The following is an 18309-nucleotide window of genomic DNA, read 5'->3' on the forward strand; positions in this document are numbered from 1 at the left end:
TGTTAAAGCAACATGGGCACATATATTTTAAAAAGATTGCTCCTGATTATTCCAACATTGTTTTTCATTTTACTGATTAACTTTGTCGTGATTCAGATTGCACCGGGAGGACCTGTTGAACAAGCCATACAGCAAGCTGAGTCCTTTCAAGGTATGGGAAACACAGGTGGTGGTGAAACTGCGACGACAGGCAGTAAATACCAAGGTGCTAAAGGCCTCAGTGAAGAAATGGTGGCAAAAATCGAAGCGCAATATGGTTTCGATAAACCATTATTCGAACGTTTTTGGCTCATGTTAAAGGGCTATGTGACGCTAGATTTTGGTACCAGTTTCTTTAAAGATAAGCCTGTGACCCAGCTACTTTGGGAAAAGCTGCCTGTATCCTTATCCCTTGGCTTATGGAGTACCTTGCTGATCTATATGGTGTCTATTCCATTAGGCATTAAAAAAGCCCGTCAACATGGTCTGTTATTTGATAAAAGTACGTCTATTTTATTGGCTATCGGCTACGCCATTCCTGCTTTTGCCTTTGCCATTTTACTCATTGTATTTTTTGCAGGTGGTTCATATTTTCAGTGGTTTCCTCTACAAGGTTTAGTTTCAGAGAATTTTGCTGAGTTAAGTGTATTTGGCAAAATTTCAGATTATTTTTGGCATATGGTGTTGCCTTTGTTTGCTATGGTAATTGGTGGTTTCGCTGGCTTAACTTATCTGACCAAATACTCTTTTATGGAAGAATTAAATAAGCAATATGTTCTTGCTGCTCGTTCTAAAGGTTTGACCGAATCACGTGTGCTGTATGGGCATGTATTTCGTAATGCAATGCTCATTGTTATTGCTGGTCTACCAGAAGCATTAATTGGCATCTTCTTTGTGGGAAATCTATTTATTGAAATTATTTTCAATCTAGATGGTCTGGGGTTATTAGGATTTGAAGCCATTGTACAGCGTGATTATCCAGTGATTTTTGGCACCTTGTTTATTTTTACCTTGATGGGGCTGATATTAAGATTAATCAGTGATGTCATGTATCAAATGATTGATCCACGAATTAATTTTGATTCGCAGGGGGCAAAATAATGTCTCCGATCATGCAAGCACGTTTTCAACGTTTTAAAGAAAATAAATTAGGCTTTACATGCTTTATCAGCTTTGCCTTGATTTTTATGTTGTCATTAGCTGTCGAGTTTATTGCCAATGATAAACCGCTCTTGGTCAAATACGATGATTCTTTATACGTTCCCGTATTAAAAAGTTATCCAGAAACTGCTTTCGGTGGCGTATTTGAAACTGAGGCAGATTATAAAGATCCTGTGGTACAGCAACTGATTGATGATAAAGGATGGGCTGTATGGCCACTGATTAAATTTTCCTATCAAACACCGAATTTAGAGTTGGCTGTGCCTGTGCCATCTGCACCGACTGCACAAAATTGGCTCGGTACCGATGACCAAGGGCGTGATGTGCTCGCACGTATTTTATATGGACTACGTGTGTCGCTCTTGTTTGGTTTTGCATTAACTTTTGCTTCAGCCATATTGGGCATCATGGTTGGGGCGATACAGGGCTATTATGGTGGCTGGGTAGACCTCATTGGTCAACGGATTTTAGAAGTCTGGGGCGGACTACCGATGCTATTCATGGTGATGATTTTGGTCAGCATGTTTACTCCGAGTGTGTATTGGCTCTTTGTCATTATGCTGCTGTTTGGCTGGCCCACTTTGGTCGGCTTGGTTCGTGCAGAGTTTTTGCGTGCTCGTAATTTTGATTATGTCCGTGCAGCACGGAGTCTTGGCGTTACAGATAGCACCATTATGTTTCGGCATATCTTACCAAATGCGATGAGTTCCAGTCTTTCACAGCTACCTTTCATGCTCACGGCAAATATTACGGCACTGACAGCCTTAGATTTCTTAGGTTATGGCTTACCGCCTGATGCCGCGTCCTTAGGTGAGTTATTGCTTCAAGGGAAAAACAATCTGAATGCACCATGGCTTGCCTTATCGGGGTTTTTTACCTTAGCGATCGTGCTGTCTTTATTGATTTACATTGGGGAGGCGACACGTGATGCATTCGATCCTAGACGTCAATAATCATCAAGTTAATGTACCTCCCATCGTATTAGCGGTTGAACATTTACATATTTCCCATGCAGCACAGGTCTTGGTTGAAGACCTGAATTTTAATTTGCATGCAGGTGAAACGATAGCCATTGTTGGAGAAAGCGGTTCTGGTAAATCGATTAGCAGCCTAGCTATACTCGGTTTGTTGCCAAGTGATCTGCAGGTCACAGGCAGCGTCAGCCTGAATGGACAGAATATTCTTGGACTGAGTCCTGAGCAGCATCGAAACATTCGTGGACAGAAAATTGCCATGATTTTTCAAGAGCCGATGACGGCCTTAAATCCCTTACATCGTGTGGAAAAGATTGTTGGTGAGTCATTGTTGTTACAGGGATGGTCGAAGGCAAAAACACGACAGCGCGTTATAGAATTATTAAATGATGTGGGTATTCCTGATGCTGAAGATAAGTTAAGACGCTATCCACATGAGTTATCAGGCGGGCAGCGTCAACGTGTCATGATTGCCATGGCATTGGCCTTAGATCCTGATATTTTAATCGCTGATGAGCCAACCACGGCTTTAGATGTCACATTGCAAGCGCAAATCTTAAATTTATTAAAGTCGCTACAACAGCAGCGTAATATGGCGATGATATTAATTAGCCATGACCTGAATTTGGTCAAGCGCTATGCAGAATATGTGATTGTGATGAATCGTGGGCAAGTGGTGGAGCAAGGTGGTGTTCAGGAAATTTTTGAGCAGCCGAAGCAGGCGTATACCCAAAATTTATTAGACCATGATTTTGGTAAAGCAATACAGGTTTCGCAAACTCAAACACTTTTAGAATTACGCCAGTTAGGAGTGAAGTTCCCAGTCAAACAAGGCTTATTGAATCGCATTAAAAATTATGTCGTTGCGGTAGAAGCTTTGGATTTAACAATGGCTGAAGGTGAGTCGATCGGTATTGTTGGAGAGAGTGGTTCAGGGAAAAGCTCTTTAGCACTGGCTATTGCTCGGCTCATAGAAAGTGATGGCGAAATTATGTTAAATCAACACGCCATCAATCAACTTTCAGAAAAACAGCTCAGACCTTTACGTCGTGAATTTCAAATCGTCTTTCAAGATCCATTCAGTAGTTTAAATCCACGGCTCAATGTAGAGCAAACCATTGGCGAAGGTCTGGCCTTACAGCATTTATCTGCAAATGAAATTGTACAGCGTATAGATGAAGCTTTGCAGAAAGTCGAATTAGCAAGCTCATTCAAGCAGCGTTATCCACATGAGTTATCCGGTGGGCAACGGCAAAGAGTCGCCTTAGCACGTGCGTTGGTATTACGTCCTAAACTGCTGATTCTCGATGAACCCACATCGGCACTAGATCGGACGACACAAAAAGCCATCGTGAAGCTGCTACGGCGTTTGCAGCAAGAATTTAATATGAGTTATTTATTTATCAGTCATGATTTACACGTGGTCAAAGCCTTGTGCCAAAAAGTGTTGGTACTGCGACATGCCAAAGTCATGGAGTTTCAAGACACCGCAGATCTATTTGCGCGACCACAAACGGACTATACCCGTAAATTAATTGAAGCCAGCCAATACTAAAATCAAACTTATGGATATTTTGACAAGTGTCATTGTCAAAATATCCTTGACCTTTAGAAAATAATAATTAGAGTAAATACTCAGGACTTATTATTTCATTTTGGACATTGCCATGAGCCATTTAGCTGAAAGCTTTAAAATTCGTAATACCACATTTAAAAATCGCATCATTAAAGGTGCAATGAGTGAAGCATTGGCCAATACCGCAGGCCAACCCAATCACTTACATTTTGGATTATATGAAGCTTGGGCGAAAGGTGGTTTAGGCTGTGCCATTACGGGTAATGTCATGGTGGATTTTCGTGCTAAAAATGAGCCGGGGGTTGTTGTCGCTGAAACAGAGCGAGATTTGGAGCAGTTAACACAGTGGGCTGAGCTAGGCAAGAAGCACGGCATGGTGCAATTGGTTCAACTTTCACATCCGGGTCGTCAATGTCCTAAAGGTTTAAATAAAGAAACGGTTGCACCGTCTGCTGTGCCATTTAGTCCGATGTTAGCCACAACGTTTGGAACACCGCGCGAACTTCGTGAAGATGAAATTTTAGATATCATTCAGCGTTTTGCACGTGCCGCACACATTTGTGAAAAGGCAGGCTTCGAAGGCGTGCAATTGCATGGTGCGCATGGTTATTTAATTAGTCAGTTTTTGTCGCCACTGACCAATAAACGTCAAGATCAGTGGGGCGGTTCAAATGAAAATCGCATGCGCTTTTTGCTTGAAATCTATAAGGCAGTTCGCGCAGCGACGACCGATGATTTTATCATTTCGGTCAAACTGAATTCTGCTGATTTCCAACGCGGCGGAATTAGCGAAGCAGATGTGATTGAGGTCTTTAAGGCAATCGATGCCGCAGGGATTGATATGATTGAAATCTCGGGTGGTTCCTATGAAGCGCCAGCGATGGCGGGTGCTAAAGAAGAAAAACGTAAAGCCAGTACCATTGCTCGTGAAGCTTATTTCCTCGATTTTGCGGACAATATCCGTAAAGAAGTGAAATGCGCGTTAATGGTTACCGGCGGGTTTAGAACCGTGCAAGGCATGAATGCTGCACTAGACAGTGGAGCTTGTGATTTTATTGGTATTGCACGTCCTTTCGCTGTAGAAGTCGATTTGGCTGATCGTTTATTGGCGGGGCAGGATGTTCGTTACGGTGTGGACAAAATTAAAACTGGCATACCGATGATTGATAAAATGGCGATTATGGAAATTATTTGGTATGCCGCTCAGTTTAAATCGATTGGTGAAGGCAAACAGCCAAATCCTAAACTTTCACCGTTAAAAGTGTTTTTTAAATATCTCAAAGGAAATTTAACAGCGGTCATTAAAGGGCAAGTCAATTCACGTAAGTCGGCTTAATCAATCATTGAATTATTAGAATAAGGGCAATCGGCATACATCCATGTTATGGTTGCCTTTATTCATATCAATATTGCTTACAATAAAAATGTCTAAAATTTTAATATTAATAGTCATTCTTTCGGGGCTCAGTTCTGCCCTCTATGCCCAGTCCGTATTTCAGACGGGGGATATCATTTTTCATATCTCAAAGTCACAGCAAAGTTTAAGCATTCAAAAGGCCACACATTCGCCCTATAGTCACATGGGCATGATCGTAAATAAAAATAACCAAACCTGGGTGCTCGAAGCTATTCAACCTGTGCAATATACCGCTTTAAATCAATGGATCACGCGTGGGGAGAATGCTCACTATGTCGTAAAAAGGCTCAAACAACCCTTAAATGTGCCGCAGAAAATGAAGTTGGTACAACATGCAGAAAAGTACTTGGGCAAACCCTATGATATATATTTTGAATGGGATGACCGTGCAATTTACTGTTCTGAAATTGTTTGGAAAGCTTATCAGCATGCTTTAGGAATCGAACTTTCTCCATTACAACAACTGAAACAATTTGATTTAAAACAAAATGAAGTCCAGCGTCTAATGCGGCAGCGCTATGGTCAAAATATTCCGCTGAATGAGCAGGTGATTGCCCCTAAGGCCATTTATGATTCAAAACTTTTAAAAGAAATATTTAGAAATTAAGGCAATAAAAAAGCCCAAGTCGCAATGCTTGAGCTTTTTAATGAGTGATTAAAACCAACTCGAATATGGCGTCCCTACGGGGATTCGAACCCCGGTTACCGCCGTGAAAGGGCGATGTCCTAGGCCTCTAGACGATAGGGACAGTACAGAAAGCAAATTTTAAAACCGTTTATTTCAGTCTAAGTTTTTAGACTAAATAATGGCGTCCCTACGGGGATTCGAACCCCGGTTACCGCCGTGAAAGGGCGATGTCCTAGGCCTCTAGACGATAGGGACTTAATAAAATGTACTTCTGAAAATTGGCGTCCCTACGGGGATTCGAACCCCGGTTACCGCCGTGAAAGGGCGATGTCCTAGGCCTCTAGACGATAGGGACGTTTCAGAGGTGGGCGTATATTAGGGTGAAAATCGGGGGGTGTCAAACGCTTTTCTATAAATAAATTCAGTTTTTGTTGTTGAGTGCATAAAATTAAAACAATTTGCTAAAAATGTTTGAAAAATACATTATTTATGTCGGTTTTTTCAACACTTGTAAGATTGTAGCAATAACTTCTGGATGCGTTAAATATCCAGCAATATCGTGTGGGTGTTCAATCGATGTCTGAATTTGCTGGTTGATAATGGCGGGTTGAAAATCAAATGGTGCCTGACTCAGTGGAAAAGCGCTGAGAAAATCATCATGTGAATAAAAGTTTAACCAATCGCCTGAAATTGCATCAGGTCGCTGTAAAGGCTGAGGTAAGTGGGCTTGGATGACACGAAAAGCCAAAGGTGAGCCCAAGGTGATAAAGCGCTGTATGTTGAGTTCAGGATGTAACAGTAAAAAATGATACGCAATCACGCTACCTAGCGAATGTGCAATCAACAGGGTGGGTTTCGTTTGATGTAATTGCTCATGCAGACGAGTATGAACTGCCTGAATAAAGTGTGGATTGGATAAATAGAGATAAGTTTCGACCAAAAATTTATGCAAAAGTGTGGCATGTAATTTTGGGAAATAATTCATTAAAACTGCAAAATCGCGTAGGACAAGATCTTTGCCAAGTGCAGTGATCGATTTGAATGATTGGCTTAATCCAATAGCATCATTGAGGGTGATGTCAGGTAGATTATTTTGTACAGCATGATGCTCAAGTACTTTTGGTGATTTTTCTGGGAGTTCAGTGCGATGGATAAACGGAAAATGTGGCCACGTTTGAGGTGTCAAGGTGCTGGCTTGAAGCATATTCTGCAAATGATAACGCGTGAGTAAGTCTCCATAAAAAGGCATGCGCATATGGTGCTGTATATACGATAAAAAAGTCTCTTGATGGCTTTGCTTTAAGCCTTGAGACAACAGTGCAAGCCAATGCTGTTCGAGCGTACGTGCAGTTTGTTGTTGTTGATTCATGCCATGGATAAAGATGATCTGCATATTGCACCTCATCGACGGACCAGTTTTTATTCTACTTTTATTAAAATATAGCCATAAAAAAAGAGCAACCGAAGTTACTCTTTTATCGTGTTTGGTATGACAACGCAGATCAATCTTTGTTGTGATACAAGGTGTAGTAGCTGATATAACACGCCACAATGAAGATCATACAGCAGATAAAGCCAGTTAACATTTCTGGGTCAAATACCATACTAATACAGGTAATAAGACAGAATACAAAACCGAGTATCGGCACAATTGGGAAGAGTGGTGCAGCAAAAGCTAAATCTTTTGCAGTTTTACCTTCTTTATACCACTGACGGCGGAAGTTGAATTGGCTTAAACAAATACTCATCCATACCACCACCATGGTAAATGCCGCGACACCTAACAAGTTTTTGAAGATGGTTTCTGGAGCGAATTGTTCAGACAGTAAGCCCGGCATACCACCGATCATGGTCACGATCACGGCAACATAAGGAATACCGCGCGAGTTCACTTTAGAGAACACTGCAGGTAATTGCTTACTATAGGACAATGACCACATCATTCGAGATGCAGCAAATAAACCTGAGTTTGCAGCAGAAAGTAGGGCTGTGATAATCACAAAGCGGATAATGTCTTCTGCATAAGGAATACCAATGTGCTGGAATACCGTTACGAAAGGTGAACTACTTACACCTTCGGCAGATAAGCCGGCCTCTTGGTGTGGTAATAGTGCAGTAATAACAACAATGGTACCCACAAAGAAAATCAATAAGCGGAAAATCGCCGTGTTAATGGCTTTAGGCACATTTTTCGCTGGATCTTTGGTTTCACCCGCAGCAACACCAATCAGTTCAGTACCTGAGAATGCAAAGTTAACAATCAACATTGTAGCGAAGATTGGGAACAAACCTTCAGGGAACCAGCCTTGTGCAGTGAGGTTGCTAAACAGCGGTGCAGCTTCATAGCCTTGATAGCCTAAAACACCAAAAATGGCCAATAGACCTAAAATAATAAAGGCTACAACGGTAATCACTTTGACTAAAGCTAGCCAAAATTCAGATTCAGCAAACCATTTGGTTGAAATCATATTCAAGCAGAATACAAAAGCACCAAAGATTAAGGTCCACATCCACATAGAGCTGTCTGGGAACCATTCCTGCATTAAAAGTGCAGCAGCGGTAAATTCAGTTCCTAGCGTTACTGACCATGTCAGCCAATAGAGCCAAGTGATGGTATAACCCGTACCAGGTCCGATATAGCGTTTAGCATAAGCGCCAAATGAACCAGATTCTGGCATATGTACAGCGAGCTCGCCTAAGCAAAGCATCACCATATAGGCGATAATACCGCCTAAAAAATACGAAATAATGGCACCTACAGGCCCCGTTTGTGCAATGACTTCACCCGAACCAAGAAATAAACCAGTACCGATTGCGCCGCCAAGCGAAATCATCACCAGATGTCGAGTACTCATAGCGCGTTTTAACGGCGCAGAATTGCCCTGATGCGAAGCATCATTCGGAGAATGTGATGACTGCATAGAGAAAAAGGAGAATCAAATAATGAAGCGAGTAATTGTAGAGAAGAATGCAATGATGATGCAATCAATTAATATAAATTATAGATAAATAAACTTTAAGTTTGTCTCAGAGCTGACAGAAGAATTGGCGTCCCTACGGGGATTCGAACCCCGGTTACCGCCGTGAAAGGGCGATGTCCTAGGCCTCTAGACGATAGGGACGTTTTGAGGTGGGTGTATATATAGTACATAGCCCATCTATATTTGTCAAAATAGAGTTTCATTGTTATATTCTAAATGTATATAAATAAAACAAAAACAGAATTTTTTTAATGAAAAATAATTTTAATGAGTTTATTTCTGGAATTTTATTTGAAATCAATCAATTTAATGTGGGCAAAGTCCATGAAAGATTCTATATAGTTTTATTGAATTATTTGCATTGGTTTGAAATTTATACAAATAATTTTTCTTCGTATATTAGTAAATCAGAGTTTGAAAGAATTATTGATTAACTTTTATTTAGGGATTTAGATGGGGAAAGTAGAATTACGTACAATCACCTTAAATCTTTAGATGATTCTCATTATTTTTTAGATATCCAGAGCTTTTTTAAATAGCGGATTCAAGCGGCAAGTGCAACAGTATAAAAACCAGCCATAACTTCACTCGGTGTATACCAACCTAGTGTTTTTCTAGGACGATGGTTGAGTGCAAATTCTATCTGCTCTATTTGTTCGTTTGACACGCCATCAAACGATGATGATTTTGGCAGATATTGACGGATTAAACCATTCGTATTTTCATTTCTAGCTCGCTGAATAGACTTGTAAGGATCAGCAAAATACGTCTCTATGCCAGCATCAGTAATTCTTTTGTGTTCGGAAAATTCTTTGCCATTATCAAATGTCACACTATAAGCATGGCTCATTTGTAAACGATCTAATGCACAAGTAATCGTTTGAGAGGATGCTCTTGTTGGCCCTAAATGAACAATATGTACATACAGGCTCTTTCGATCAACGAGAGTCAATAAAGCACCTTTATGATGTTTACCAATCACCGTGTCACCTTCGAAATCTCCTAAACGTTGTCGTTGATCAATGACCTGGTGTCGGCAGTGAATACTTGTTTTATCAATGATTTGACCCCTACGATCCGTGTTTTTGTAACCGCGTTTTCGATATTTCTTCTGATGCCTTAAATGTAGATGAAGTTTACCGCCTTTTGATTTATCTTGATAAATGTACTGGTAAATCCACTCATGTGAAGGTACATCCAGCCAACCGCGTTGTGTTAAAGCACCTGAAATTTGTTCGGGTGACCAGTCCAAACCAATCAAATAATCAATATAAGCGAAGGCAAATGCTGTCATTGATGATGAAGGACGGTACCGTCTTTGACTTGCAAATTTAGCTACCTGTTGAGCTCTATATCCACGTTGCCCAGTATTTCTTTTTAATTCACGGTAGATGGTTGATCGTGAACGTCCTAATTCCCGAGCAAGGCTAGCGATTGAACTTTTACTTTTCAAAGTAGCATAAATTTCGTATCTTTCATCTTGAGAAAGTTGGGTGTATTTCTTCATTGTGTGCTTTCCAATTGCGAGTTGAAAAAGTCTAATGATTCTATGAATACACCTAACTTTTTCAACTAACTACAAATGTGTTGCACTTGGGATTTGAATCTGCGAATTATATTTAATCTTAAAGGTTCGAAGATATCAGTTGTCTAGTGATGATGTAGAACTTGAAAAATTAGAAAAAAAATTGGATGTATGTTTTGAGCCAATGTTGTGGAGTAAAGACAAACAAAATTTATTGGTTATTAATCGTGATTTTCCTGAATTTAAAAAACAGATGAATTCAAGTCGGGTGCTTTTGCCACTTTCATTAATAGTTTTTAACTTTACTTTTGTTGAATTAATATCTAATACAAGTTTGAGAGTATCTATCCAAATATTTCTAGCAATAGTAGCTGCGTGTCTTTTAGCTAATGTTTCTAAGGGGGCAAAATCCGAAAAGGACTCATTAGAGTTGAAAGTATGGGATTATATCTTGGTGTTGAGCGGGGATAAAAACTCATTGACGAAAAGCAGTTGAACTATTTCTTTAAATTATAATTTGTACAGTGGTTTTTGTGGATTAAACCGCTCCCACAAATCATTTTTGAATTTATATGGAAACCCTAATTTTTCTCTCATAGGGAAGAGAAATAGTTTCATAAAAAAAGGTGGCTAATGATTATTACTAGTTAAGTAATATATATAAAACATATAAAAAAGATCCCTTCTTGGGATCTTTTTTATTCTTTAAAGAATACTTTTATATCAATTTTACTAGTAAAAAATATATAAATTATAAGAACTCAATTTCAAAAATATAAGCCAAAATGCGTATTCCAATAAAAATGGACACTAAGTATCATGAACAATGATTCTTATCTAACTTGAACACTTTGACTAGTAAAAAATTTTATATTTCAAGACTAACAATTCAATACCTCAAAGCCCAAACTTTCTAATTCTATTTTTTCAATAGGTTTTAATTTTTTAACACACCAAACTAAAATATGCTTTGGTCTAGATGATGCTACATAAGCAAATCTAGCAGCTTCAGATGTTTTATCTCCAATCCAATGAGACCAATGTGTGCCAGTTCCATTCCGTGTAGGATTTGAGATCAGCATAGTAGCTTCATGTGTTTCACCTTTAACACCATGAATAGTTGATTTTCTGAATTTGATATCTAATGAATCATTTTTACGGTGATAGTTAGAGATGCAGTGTGTTGCTTTACCACTTGGAGACCTAATTTTAAAGTCAGAATTTTTTAATGCTTCATAAATCTCTGGGAGTACAAATTCTTGCTTAAACAAATTAATAACAACAGCATTTACTTTTTTGCACCAATTTGTCCATGTACAACTATCTAATTGTAAATCATGATTTAATAAATACTGGATAGAGTTGTGGAGGAACAATCTCCAATCTAATTCTGATGCAATAATTTGAGGGCAATTATAATCACTAGATTTTGTTTCTAGCTTTACCTTATCTTTAATATATTTTGAAAAATCAATAAGTGACTGATTGATTGAAGTATAACTTGTCTCATCAAAATTCAAGATTGAGCTTAGTAAGAACTCAATTGGTTTCGCTGGTGTGCTATCCACAATAGATAACTGGTTTAAAGTTTGATGACCTCTAGCTACTAAAACTCGATTGCTATACTGTTTGGTTAGTTCATTAAATTGAGAAATCACTTCGCTAGGTGAATCTTTATACTGAAGTACAAAACATGATTGTTCGGGTGATGTGAAATCAGCTTCGATTGAACCTGATTTCATAATATTTGTAGCAATATTTACAATTTTTTGACAGCTTCGAAAGTTTTTAGTTAATTGAATTTCTCGAAAGCCATTGTCAGTTATAAAGTTAATAATGTCATTAGGATCAACATCCCTAAACTCATATATAGATTGATTCAAATCTCCAACAAAATGTAATTTTGTTCCATTCAACATCATGGCTTTTAAGATATTTAGTTGTTCAAAGGATAGATCTTGGCATTCATCAACAATGATAAGTTGAAATCTTTTTGCTAATTTTTTTGCATAATCCTGTGTTGCAGTACGAGTGGTAAGAGCTGATTCCGCAAGGTATTCGATATCCTTATGAGTTAGAAAACCTGCATCACGGCATTTTTTCTTCGCACGATAAATATCATCTTTTTGCCATTGCTCTAAAACCATAGCATTAAGAGCTCTGTTTGTATCTTTATTTGGCGTATGAAATTTAAAACGTCCTGTTCTGTTATCAATTTCTACATGATGTCCTGAAATTTTTTGATAACCATGTGGATACTTTGTTAAAAAAAATAACTGCGAATCATAGTTCACTACTTTAAATGAATAATCTCCATTATGTCCTTCATATTTGGAAATATCTTTCGAAAGAGGATTCACAATATTTTTTAAAATAAAGCTATCGAATGTTCCAATGAAATGTGGGTAGGTCGTGTTATTGTCAATTTTTTCTTTAATTCGATGTTCAATTTCTTTAGCAGCACTTTTAGTAAAAGATAGAACAGCTATGCCACTAGGAAAATTCGCCCAACTTTCAACTTCATTTGCTACTCGTTGAGCAATGGTTTCAGTTTTTCCACTACCAGGACATGCATTTAAAAAAATATTCTCTGTAATTTGTGTACGTTCAATATAATGGAGTTGTTCATCTGTAAATTTCATCTAACTATTCCTCACTAGAAGATTTGTCTAATGAACAAGCCCAAAGAATTGCATCTTCAATATATTGAGGTACTTTTAGTTCGATTCCCCCTAAAGAAATTTTATCTGCTAAAATTTGAGCAAAATACCCCTTACCGATATTGTCATCATCTATTCTTTTTAATATTTCAAAGGCATAGTCTGCTTTATTTTCTGGAGTAATTTTTGAGTAATCAGCTTCAAATATTGTCTTTAAACCTTTTTTTACAGTTCCTTCCGATGGCCAAAGATCATAAATAATTTTAGCCATAACTTTTGCATTATCTTCTTCCATTGCTATGTCATATTCTAGCGTTTTATATCCAGCTACAAAGAGACGTGCATAGTTAGAACTATTAATACTTTTCACTAATTTGAGGGCATGATTTTTTCCTTCTACTTTATTTTTTTCAGAAGGTGGCTTATGGTCATATTTTACTTGTTTTTTTTCTTCTTTACCCGTCTTTGAATCTTTTACTATCTCTTCTAGATAATAGTGTTGCTCAGGATCTAAATCTGTAACTCCTGCACAACGGATGGGTACATTCAAGCCTACTTGATCTTCTTGAACATCTTTTACATCTGTAATATTACAATAAAGGCGCATAAAATGATTAAAATAAATACCATTAAGATTAATTACTGAAACCCCATAGTCTTCAATATTATTAATATCTTTTCCTTTTAACACCGTTTTAGCAAGCTCTGGGATGATCATTTGTTCAGCAATGCCTTCAACCAAAATAACTCCACTTGCAAAAAGTAGATTTGACTTTGTGATATCTAACCAACGATTCAGAAAATTTAAATTATTGGGAGCTAGACCACAGTCAGCTAAAGCTGTAGCTTGAGGATTTTCATTTTTAGTTAAATGTATAATTTTATCTAATTTAACACTTGAAGCTAATACTGTTGAGTGAGTAGTAACAATAACTTGTACGTTATGTTCATTTGCTACAGTCTCAAGATGATCTAATAAACGAACCTGCAATTGAGGATGTAAATGGGCTTCTGGCTCTTCAATGAGTAAAAGTCTATATAGGGACTCTTCCTTTGTTAAGGTTAATTCTGCAAGTATAGAAGCAATATATAATAAATTATTGTAGCCAAGGCTATTCTGACATAAATCTCTGAATTGATCTGCTTCAGCAGTTGTAATTTTAGGAAAGAAAATTAATCTTAAATTTTCAACAATTTTTGAAAATTCATTTTCAACAAATTGTATATGTGTTGATTGACTAAAATTCTGACCAATAGCTTCTAGCAAATGATCTGCAATCAGTTTATTTGCTTTTTTAATACTTGAATCCTCATCATCGATAAGTGATTGATTGAACTCTTTAAATTTTTCTTCTAAAGGATGTTTTGTCTCAGCTTTTTTACACGCTTTAAGCTGGTCTGCTTCAATAAACTTTAATAGTTTTGATAAACGAGATTGTCTTCCATTTACTAGCTTTGATTCCGCATCACGTAATGGAGGTAGATAAATACAATGGATTTTGTCAAATAGCTCAACATCAAATTGTGATGCTTTAGAGTTTCCACCCCAGAAACTTTTTTTAAAACGCCCACGTAACTCTTTATTTAAGACTTCTAAGTTTAAAATTACATTATTTGCAGCATCACTCCACTGTAGAAATGCTATTGGTTCAGCATTTTCTAAATTATCAAATTCAACTTTTATTTTGAAAGAGTCAGCTGCTATAGAAGCTTCTTTAAATGGTTTATTAAAATCATCAGAAGAAACATTATAAGAGCCAGATTCAGTATCAATAAATAGTTGTCGAAACGAGTTGATGATAGCTGTTTTACCAGCTCCATTTTCCCCAACAATTACATTTAAACCTTTCCTAAAGTTGATCTCAAAAAGTTCTGAAAAACAACGATATCCCGTAATTGATAACTTCTTAATATACACAGTTATACCTGATTAATTATTGATGAAAATTTAAAAATTAAGCCACCGCTTCATTAAACGCTTCAACAACCCCAAATATATTGTCAGCATCGGCATCACCAAAAACGCCATCAATTCCTTCATAATGGATTTGATTAAATGGTGGCTCATATAATTGAGAAGCCTCTAAGACACCATTTTGAGTTAAATGTTCAATTAACATTTCCACAAAGCGAATCTGTTTTTCGTTATAGCTTGATCCTTGTAAATACTTGGAGAATGCTTCTTGTACAGCCTGACGATCAAGTCCAACCAAAGAGCGGATAAAAAGAGGTAACGACTTTTCTGTGCCAAAACATTCTTCAAATTTATCTCGGCTTTCTACTTCTTGCGCTTCAAAAACAAATCGCTCTAGCTCACTTAAATCGGTTGGTGTAAGGGCTAAACCACGCTTTAACTTAGCAATAGTAATGTGGTTTTCATTGGCTTTAATAAAGCTTTCGACACGCTTACGGTACTGGGCAAGGTTTACGCCACTTGATACCACTGGAATATCAACTGCTTGCATCTGTCCAATTTCATCATCAAGCATGGAGTAAACAATGGTTGAGGTCGATTTTTCAATCAGTTTGACCAAACCACGAATACGTTTACGTATCGCTTCAAGCATGGGTAAGGTGATGCCTTTCCAATACTCAACGGTTTGAATGTCTTGAATCAGCGCAATCTGTTCTGCAACAATAGGAATGTTTTCTTTAGTTTCCAATTTAGAGGCGATTTCAATCACTTTATTGGCATAGCTTTGAGTTGCTGTATTGTTCTGTTCTAATACTGCTAGTTCAAGGTTATAACACAACATATCAAACAGTTTGGCTTCTAAGGTTTCAGGCTCAAGCTGATTTGGTAATTTTGAGATGTGTTCTCGCAACGTACCTATCGCAAGATCATCTAAGTTGTTCCAAGCATCATCATTTTTGAAATGTTCAACATGCTCAAGTTCAGATTTCACAATGAAATTATCATTGTTCATCGACTTCACTTCAGTCTGTAAACTTTGACGCATATCTTGCTGTACAGCTTTTAATTCTTCGGTGGCATCGTCCTTCGCATTGAGCAGACTCAGGATATTTAAACGTACTTTAAACAAGCGTTGTCCAAGTGGTTCTGTAGTAGATACAGGCGCACCATCTGGATTTTCATTGAAGTATTCAAAGTTAGAGCAGTAGTCGAAGATATAAAATTCTTTTTTATCATCTTCAGGGCTGAACAGTTCTTTGCAGAGTCGTGTGCCACGCCCAATCATCTGCATAAACTTCACTTTAGAACGTACAGCTTTAAAGAATACTAAGTTGACCACTTCAGGTACATCGATGCCTGTATCGAGCATATCCACTGAAATCGCAATTTGCGGTTCAGGTAAATCTTTCTTGCTAAAGTCATCAATTAAGCTTTGTGGATACTTGGTTGCATGGGTAATGACACGGGCAAACTTGCCATCATATTGCGGATAGTTTTCATTGAAGCGGTCAGCAATAAACTGAGCATGTTTCTGATTCACAGCAAAGATAATAGTTTTGCCTAGGCGATCACCACCTTCGGTTTTAATGCCATTTTCCATCAAGTGCTTGAGCATTAAATCAATCGTACCTGTATTAAACAGCTCTTTATTGATTTTAGAAGCTGAGACTTCTTCAGGCGCATCTTCATCGCCCCAATTTAGACTATCCCAATGTTGTTTTTCTTCTTCGGAAAGTTCGTCATATTTCACGCCTTCACGCATAAATTTAAGCGGAACAGAATAAGCTTTCGGTGGCACAAGATAGCCATCGGCAATGGCTTGATCGAGGTCGTAGTAATCGGTTGGGACACCGCTTTCTAAGCCAAACAGTGCGTATGTATCACGATCCACTTCATCCCGCGGTGTCGCAGTTAAGCCCACCAGTAGGCTGTCGAAGTATTTAAAAATTTCACCAAACTTTTGATACACACTGCGGTGTGCTTCATCGATAATGATCAAGTCAAACATACCAGTACCGAATTTACGTGTACCATCGTCATTCATTTCATCAATCAAACCCATCATAGTTTGATAGGTAGAGAAATATACTCGACCGACTTGGTTTTTATCTTCAAGTAAATTGACGAATGAAGCATCTTTTAAATTGGCTTTAAAGGCATTGTGTGCTTGATTGACCAATGATGTACGATCCGCAAGGAACAGGGCTTTTTGCACCACATTGGCTTTCATAAGCACATCCACCAATGCAATAGCGGTACGAGTCTTACCTGTACCTGTCGCCATGATGAGCAAACCAGCACGTTCTTTACGCTGATAGGCTGCAAGCATGGCTTTGATGGCACGAGTTTGGTAATAACGCTCGACTATTTCTGCATTAATCGGAAAGCTACTTAAATCAGGGTTGTTCTTACGTCTTTCGATCAGACGCTTGAGTTCTGCTTGTGTATAGAAGCCATGTACTAAACGTGGTGGACCACCTTGTACATCATTCCAAATTCGGGTTTTGTAGCCATTGGTATAGAAAATGACAGGGCGTTGTCCTGTTTGTTGCTCTAAACAGTCTGCATAGAGCTTGGCTTGTTGTTGTCCAATATCAGGGTCAGTCGATGTGCGTTTTGCTTCAACCACAGCCAAAGGCAAGCCATTGGCATCATACAGTACATAATCCACTGCACCTTTACCTGATGGACTCGGCATACCTGTTACAGCAACTTCCTCTCGAACCGATGTACCTATTTCCCAGCCTGCTTCTTCAAGCATAAGGTCAATTTTAAGTTTTCGAGTTTCGTCTTCTTTATAGTCGGTATGGTCTTCGATTTTGCTGTTGGCAATTTTGGCTTGTTCAACGTCTGCACGTTTTTGTGCAAGTTCAGCATCTATATTTGCAAGTAATTTTTCACGCTCTTCTAAACTTGCGGACAGTTCAAATAGTTTTTGTTCACGTTCCCGTAAAGCTTTATGTTGCTCCGCAAACTGTTTTTCTTTGGCTTCTATTTCTTTTTGCAGTTGTTCTTGGTTGGCGGTAATTTGCTGAGTATTGTCAGCACTTGGTATTAGTTTTGGGTTAAATAAAATCGACTGAGAGCGGTCTTTTGAGGGTGAGCCATAATTACGTTCAAACCAAACATACATCAAGAAAAGATGCTGAATGTGTCTTACCGTTTCTTCAGTAGTGAGTTGCTTGAACTTTTTCCCATGTACGGCACTGTTGCCGACCATGCGGATGTTGTCCATTTTGTCCCAAATATAGGGTGGAATCAGGTCTTTAAATTTGAGATCGTTGAGTAAGTTATGCAGTGAAGCATCATAGGGTTGGGTAAGTTTTTTATCGTATTGATACAGCCACAGTACAAGGTTTTCGAGTGATGTTCGAGCCGCAGCAAGTGCAAATTGTGGGGAGATATACACGAGCTTTTCGGCTTCTTTGGCAGTGGCTGCCAAGCTTTTAAATTCAGGTTCTAAAAACGAGAAGTTGCTCATGTATATACCCTC

Annotated in this window: 12 protein-coding genes and 4 tRNA genes; 6 read left to right on the forward strand and 10 right to left on the reverse strand. The window is 38.2% G+C overall.

What is annotated here, in order from left to right; all coding sequences use genetic code 11:
• Positions 1-12 precede the first annotated feature (12 nt).
• From FTT98_RS06420 to FTT98_RS06440, 5 genes are all read left to right on the forward strand, one after another.
• A complete protein-coding gene (locus tag FTT98_RS06420) occupies positions 13-1080 on the forward strand; it encodes a microcin C ABC transporter permease YejB (RefSeq protein ID WP_180004177.1) in 1068 nt (355 codons plus the stop codon).
• Positions 1080-2093: an ABC transporter permease gene (locus FTT98_RS06425; protein ID WP_180004178.1), complete on the forward strand. Its 1014-nt coding sequence runs from the start codon at positions 1080-1082 to the stop codon at positions 2091-2093. Before FTT98_RS06420 ends, FTT98_RS06425 begins: the two co-directional genes overlap by 1 nt.
• Complete coding sequence (locus tag FTT98_RS06430; protein WP_180040735.1) at positions 2068-3669, forward strand: ABC transporter ATP-binding protein; 1602 nt, start codon at positions 2068-2070, stop codon at positions 3667-3669. The genes FTT98_RS06425 and FTT98_RS06430 overlap by 26 nt, the downstream gene beginning before the upstream one ends.
• A gap of 112 nt (positions 3670-3781) precedes the next feature.
• Entirely contained in the window at positions 3782-5026 is a 1245-nt protein-coding gene (locus tag FTT98_RS06435) for an NADH:flavin oxidoreductase/NADH oxidase family protein (protein ID WP_180040726.1), read from the forward strand.
• Between the two features lie 88 nt (positions 5027-5114).
• A complete protein-coding gene (locus FTT98_RS06440) occupies positions 5115-5714 on the forward strand; it encodes a YiiX family permuted papain-like enzyme (protein ID WP_180177168.1) in 600 nt (199 codons plus the stop codon).
• A gap of 66 nt (positions 5715-5780) precedes the next feature.
• On the opposite strand, the gene FTT98_RS06445 is transcribed toward FTT98_RS06440, so the two are convergent.
• The 7 genes from FTT98_RS06445 to FTT98_RS06475 all read right to left on the reverse strand — a co-directional run bounded on the left by FTT98_RS06445 (position 5781) and on the right by FTT98_RS06475 (position 10223).
• Positions 5781-5856 (reverse strand) — tRNA-Glu (locus FTT98_RS06445).
• A gap of 58 nt (positions 5857-5914) precedes the next feature.
• Positions 5915-5990 (reverse strand) — tRNA-Glu (locus tag FTT98_RS06450).
• Between the two features lie 24 nt (positions 5991-6014).
• Positions 6015-6090 (reverse strand) — tRNA-Glu (locus FTT98_RS06455).
• A gap of 132 nt (positions 6091-6222) precedes the next feature.
• Complete coding sequence (locus FTT98_RS06460) at positions 6223-7128, reverse strand: alpha/beta fold hydrolase (RefSeq protein WP_180040730.1); 906 nt, start codon at positions 7126-7128, stop codon at positions 6223-6225.
• 109 nt (positions 7129-7237) lie between these two features.
• Entirely contained in the window at positions 7238-8656 is a 1419-nt protein-coding gene (locus FTT98_RS06465) for an amino acid permease (RefSeq protein ID WP_180040731.1), read from the reverse strand.
• Between the two features lie 125 nt (positions 8657-8781).
• Positions 8782-8857, reverse strand: a tRNA-Glu gene (locus FTT98_RS06470).
• 403 nt (positions 8858-9260) lie between these two features.
• Positions 9261-10223: an IS30-like element IS18 family transposase gene (locus FTT98_RS06475; RefSeq protein ID WP_180177169.1), complete on the reverse strand. Its 963-nt coding sequence runs from the start codon at positions 10221-10223 to the stop codon at positions 9261-9263.
• Positions 10224-10362: 139 nt separating this feature from the next.
• Here FTT98_RS06475 and FTT98_RS06480 point away from each other — a divergent pair, with 139 nt between their 5' ends.
• Positions 10363-10737, forward strand: a complete 375-nt coding sequence (locus FTT98_RS06480) for a hypothetical protein (RefSeq protein WP_180177170.1) — start codon at positions 10363-10365, stop codon at positions 10735-10737.
• A 385-nt stretch (positions 10738-11122) separates the two neighbouring features.
• Here FTT98_RS06480 and FTT98_RS06485 read toward each other — a convergent pair whose 3' ends face one another.
• The 3 genes from FTT98_RS06485 to FTT98_RS06495 are packed head-to-tail and all read right to left on the reverse strand — an operon-like array spanning position 11123 to position 18297.
• Positions 11123-12883: a UvrD-helicase domain-containing protein gene (locus tag FTT98_RS06485; protein ID WP_180177171.1), complete on the reverse strand. Its 1761-nt coding sequence runs from the start codon at positions 12881-12883 to the stop codon at positions 11123-11125.
• 4 nt (positions 12884-12887) lie between these two features.
• Entirely contained in the window at positions 12888-14819 is a 1932-nt protein-coding gene (locus tag FTT98_RS18345) for an AAA family ATPase (protein WP_180177172.1), read from the reverse strand.
• A 37-nt stretch (positions 14820-14856) separates the two neighbouring features.
• Positions 14857-18297 carry a DEAD/DEAH box helicase family protein gene (locus tag FTT98_RS06495; RefSeq protein ID WP_180177173.1) on the reverse strand — a complete coding sequence of 1147 codons (3441 nt, stop codon included), beginning with the start codon at positions 18295-18297 and terminating at the stop codon, positions 14857-14859.
• Positions 18298-18309 lie beyond the last annotated feature (12 nt).

The sequence above is a fragment of the Acinetobacter sp. YH12039 genome, assembly GCF_013420015.1.
GTDB classification, from domain to species: Bacteria; Pseudomonadota; Gammaproteobacteria; order Pseudomonadales; family Moraxellaceae; genus Acinetobacter; species Acinetobacter amyesii.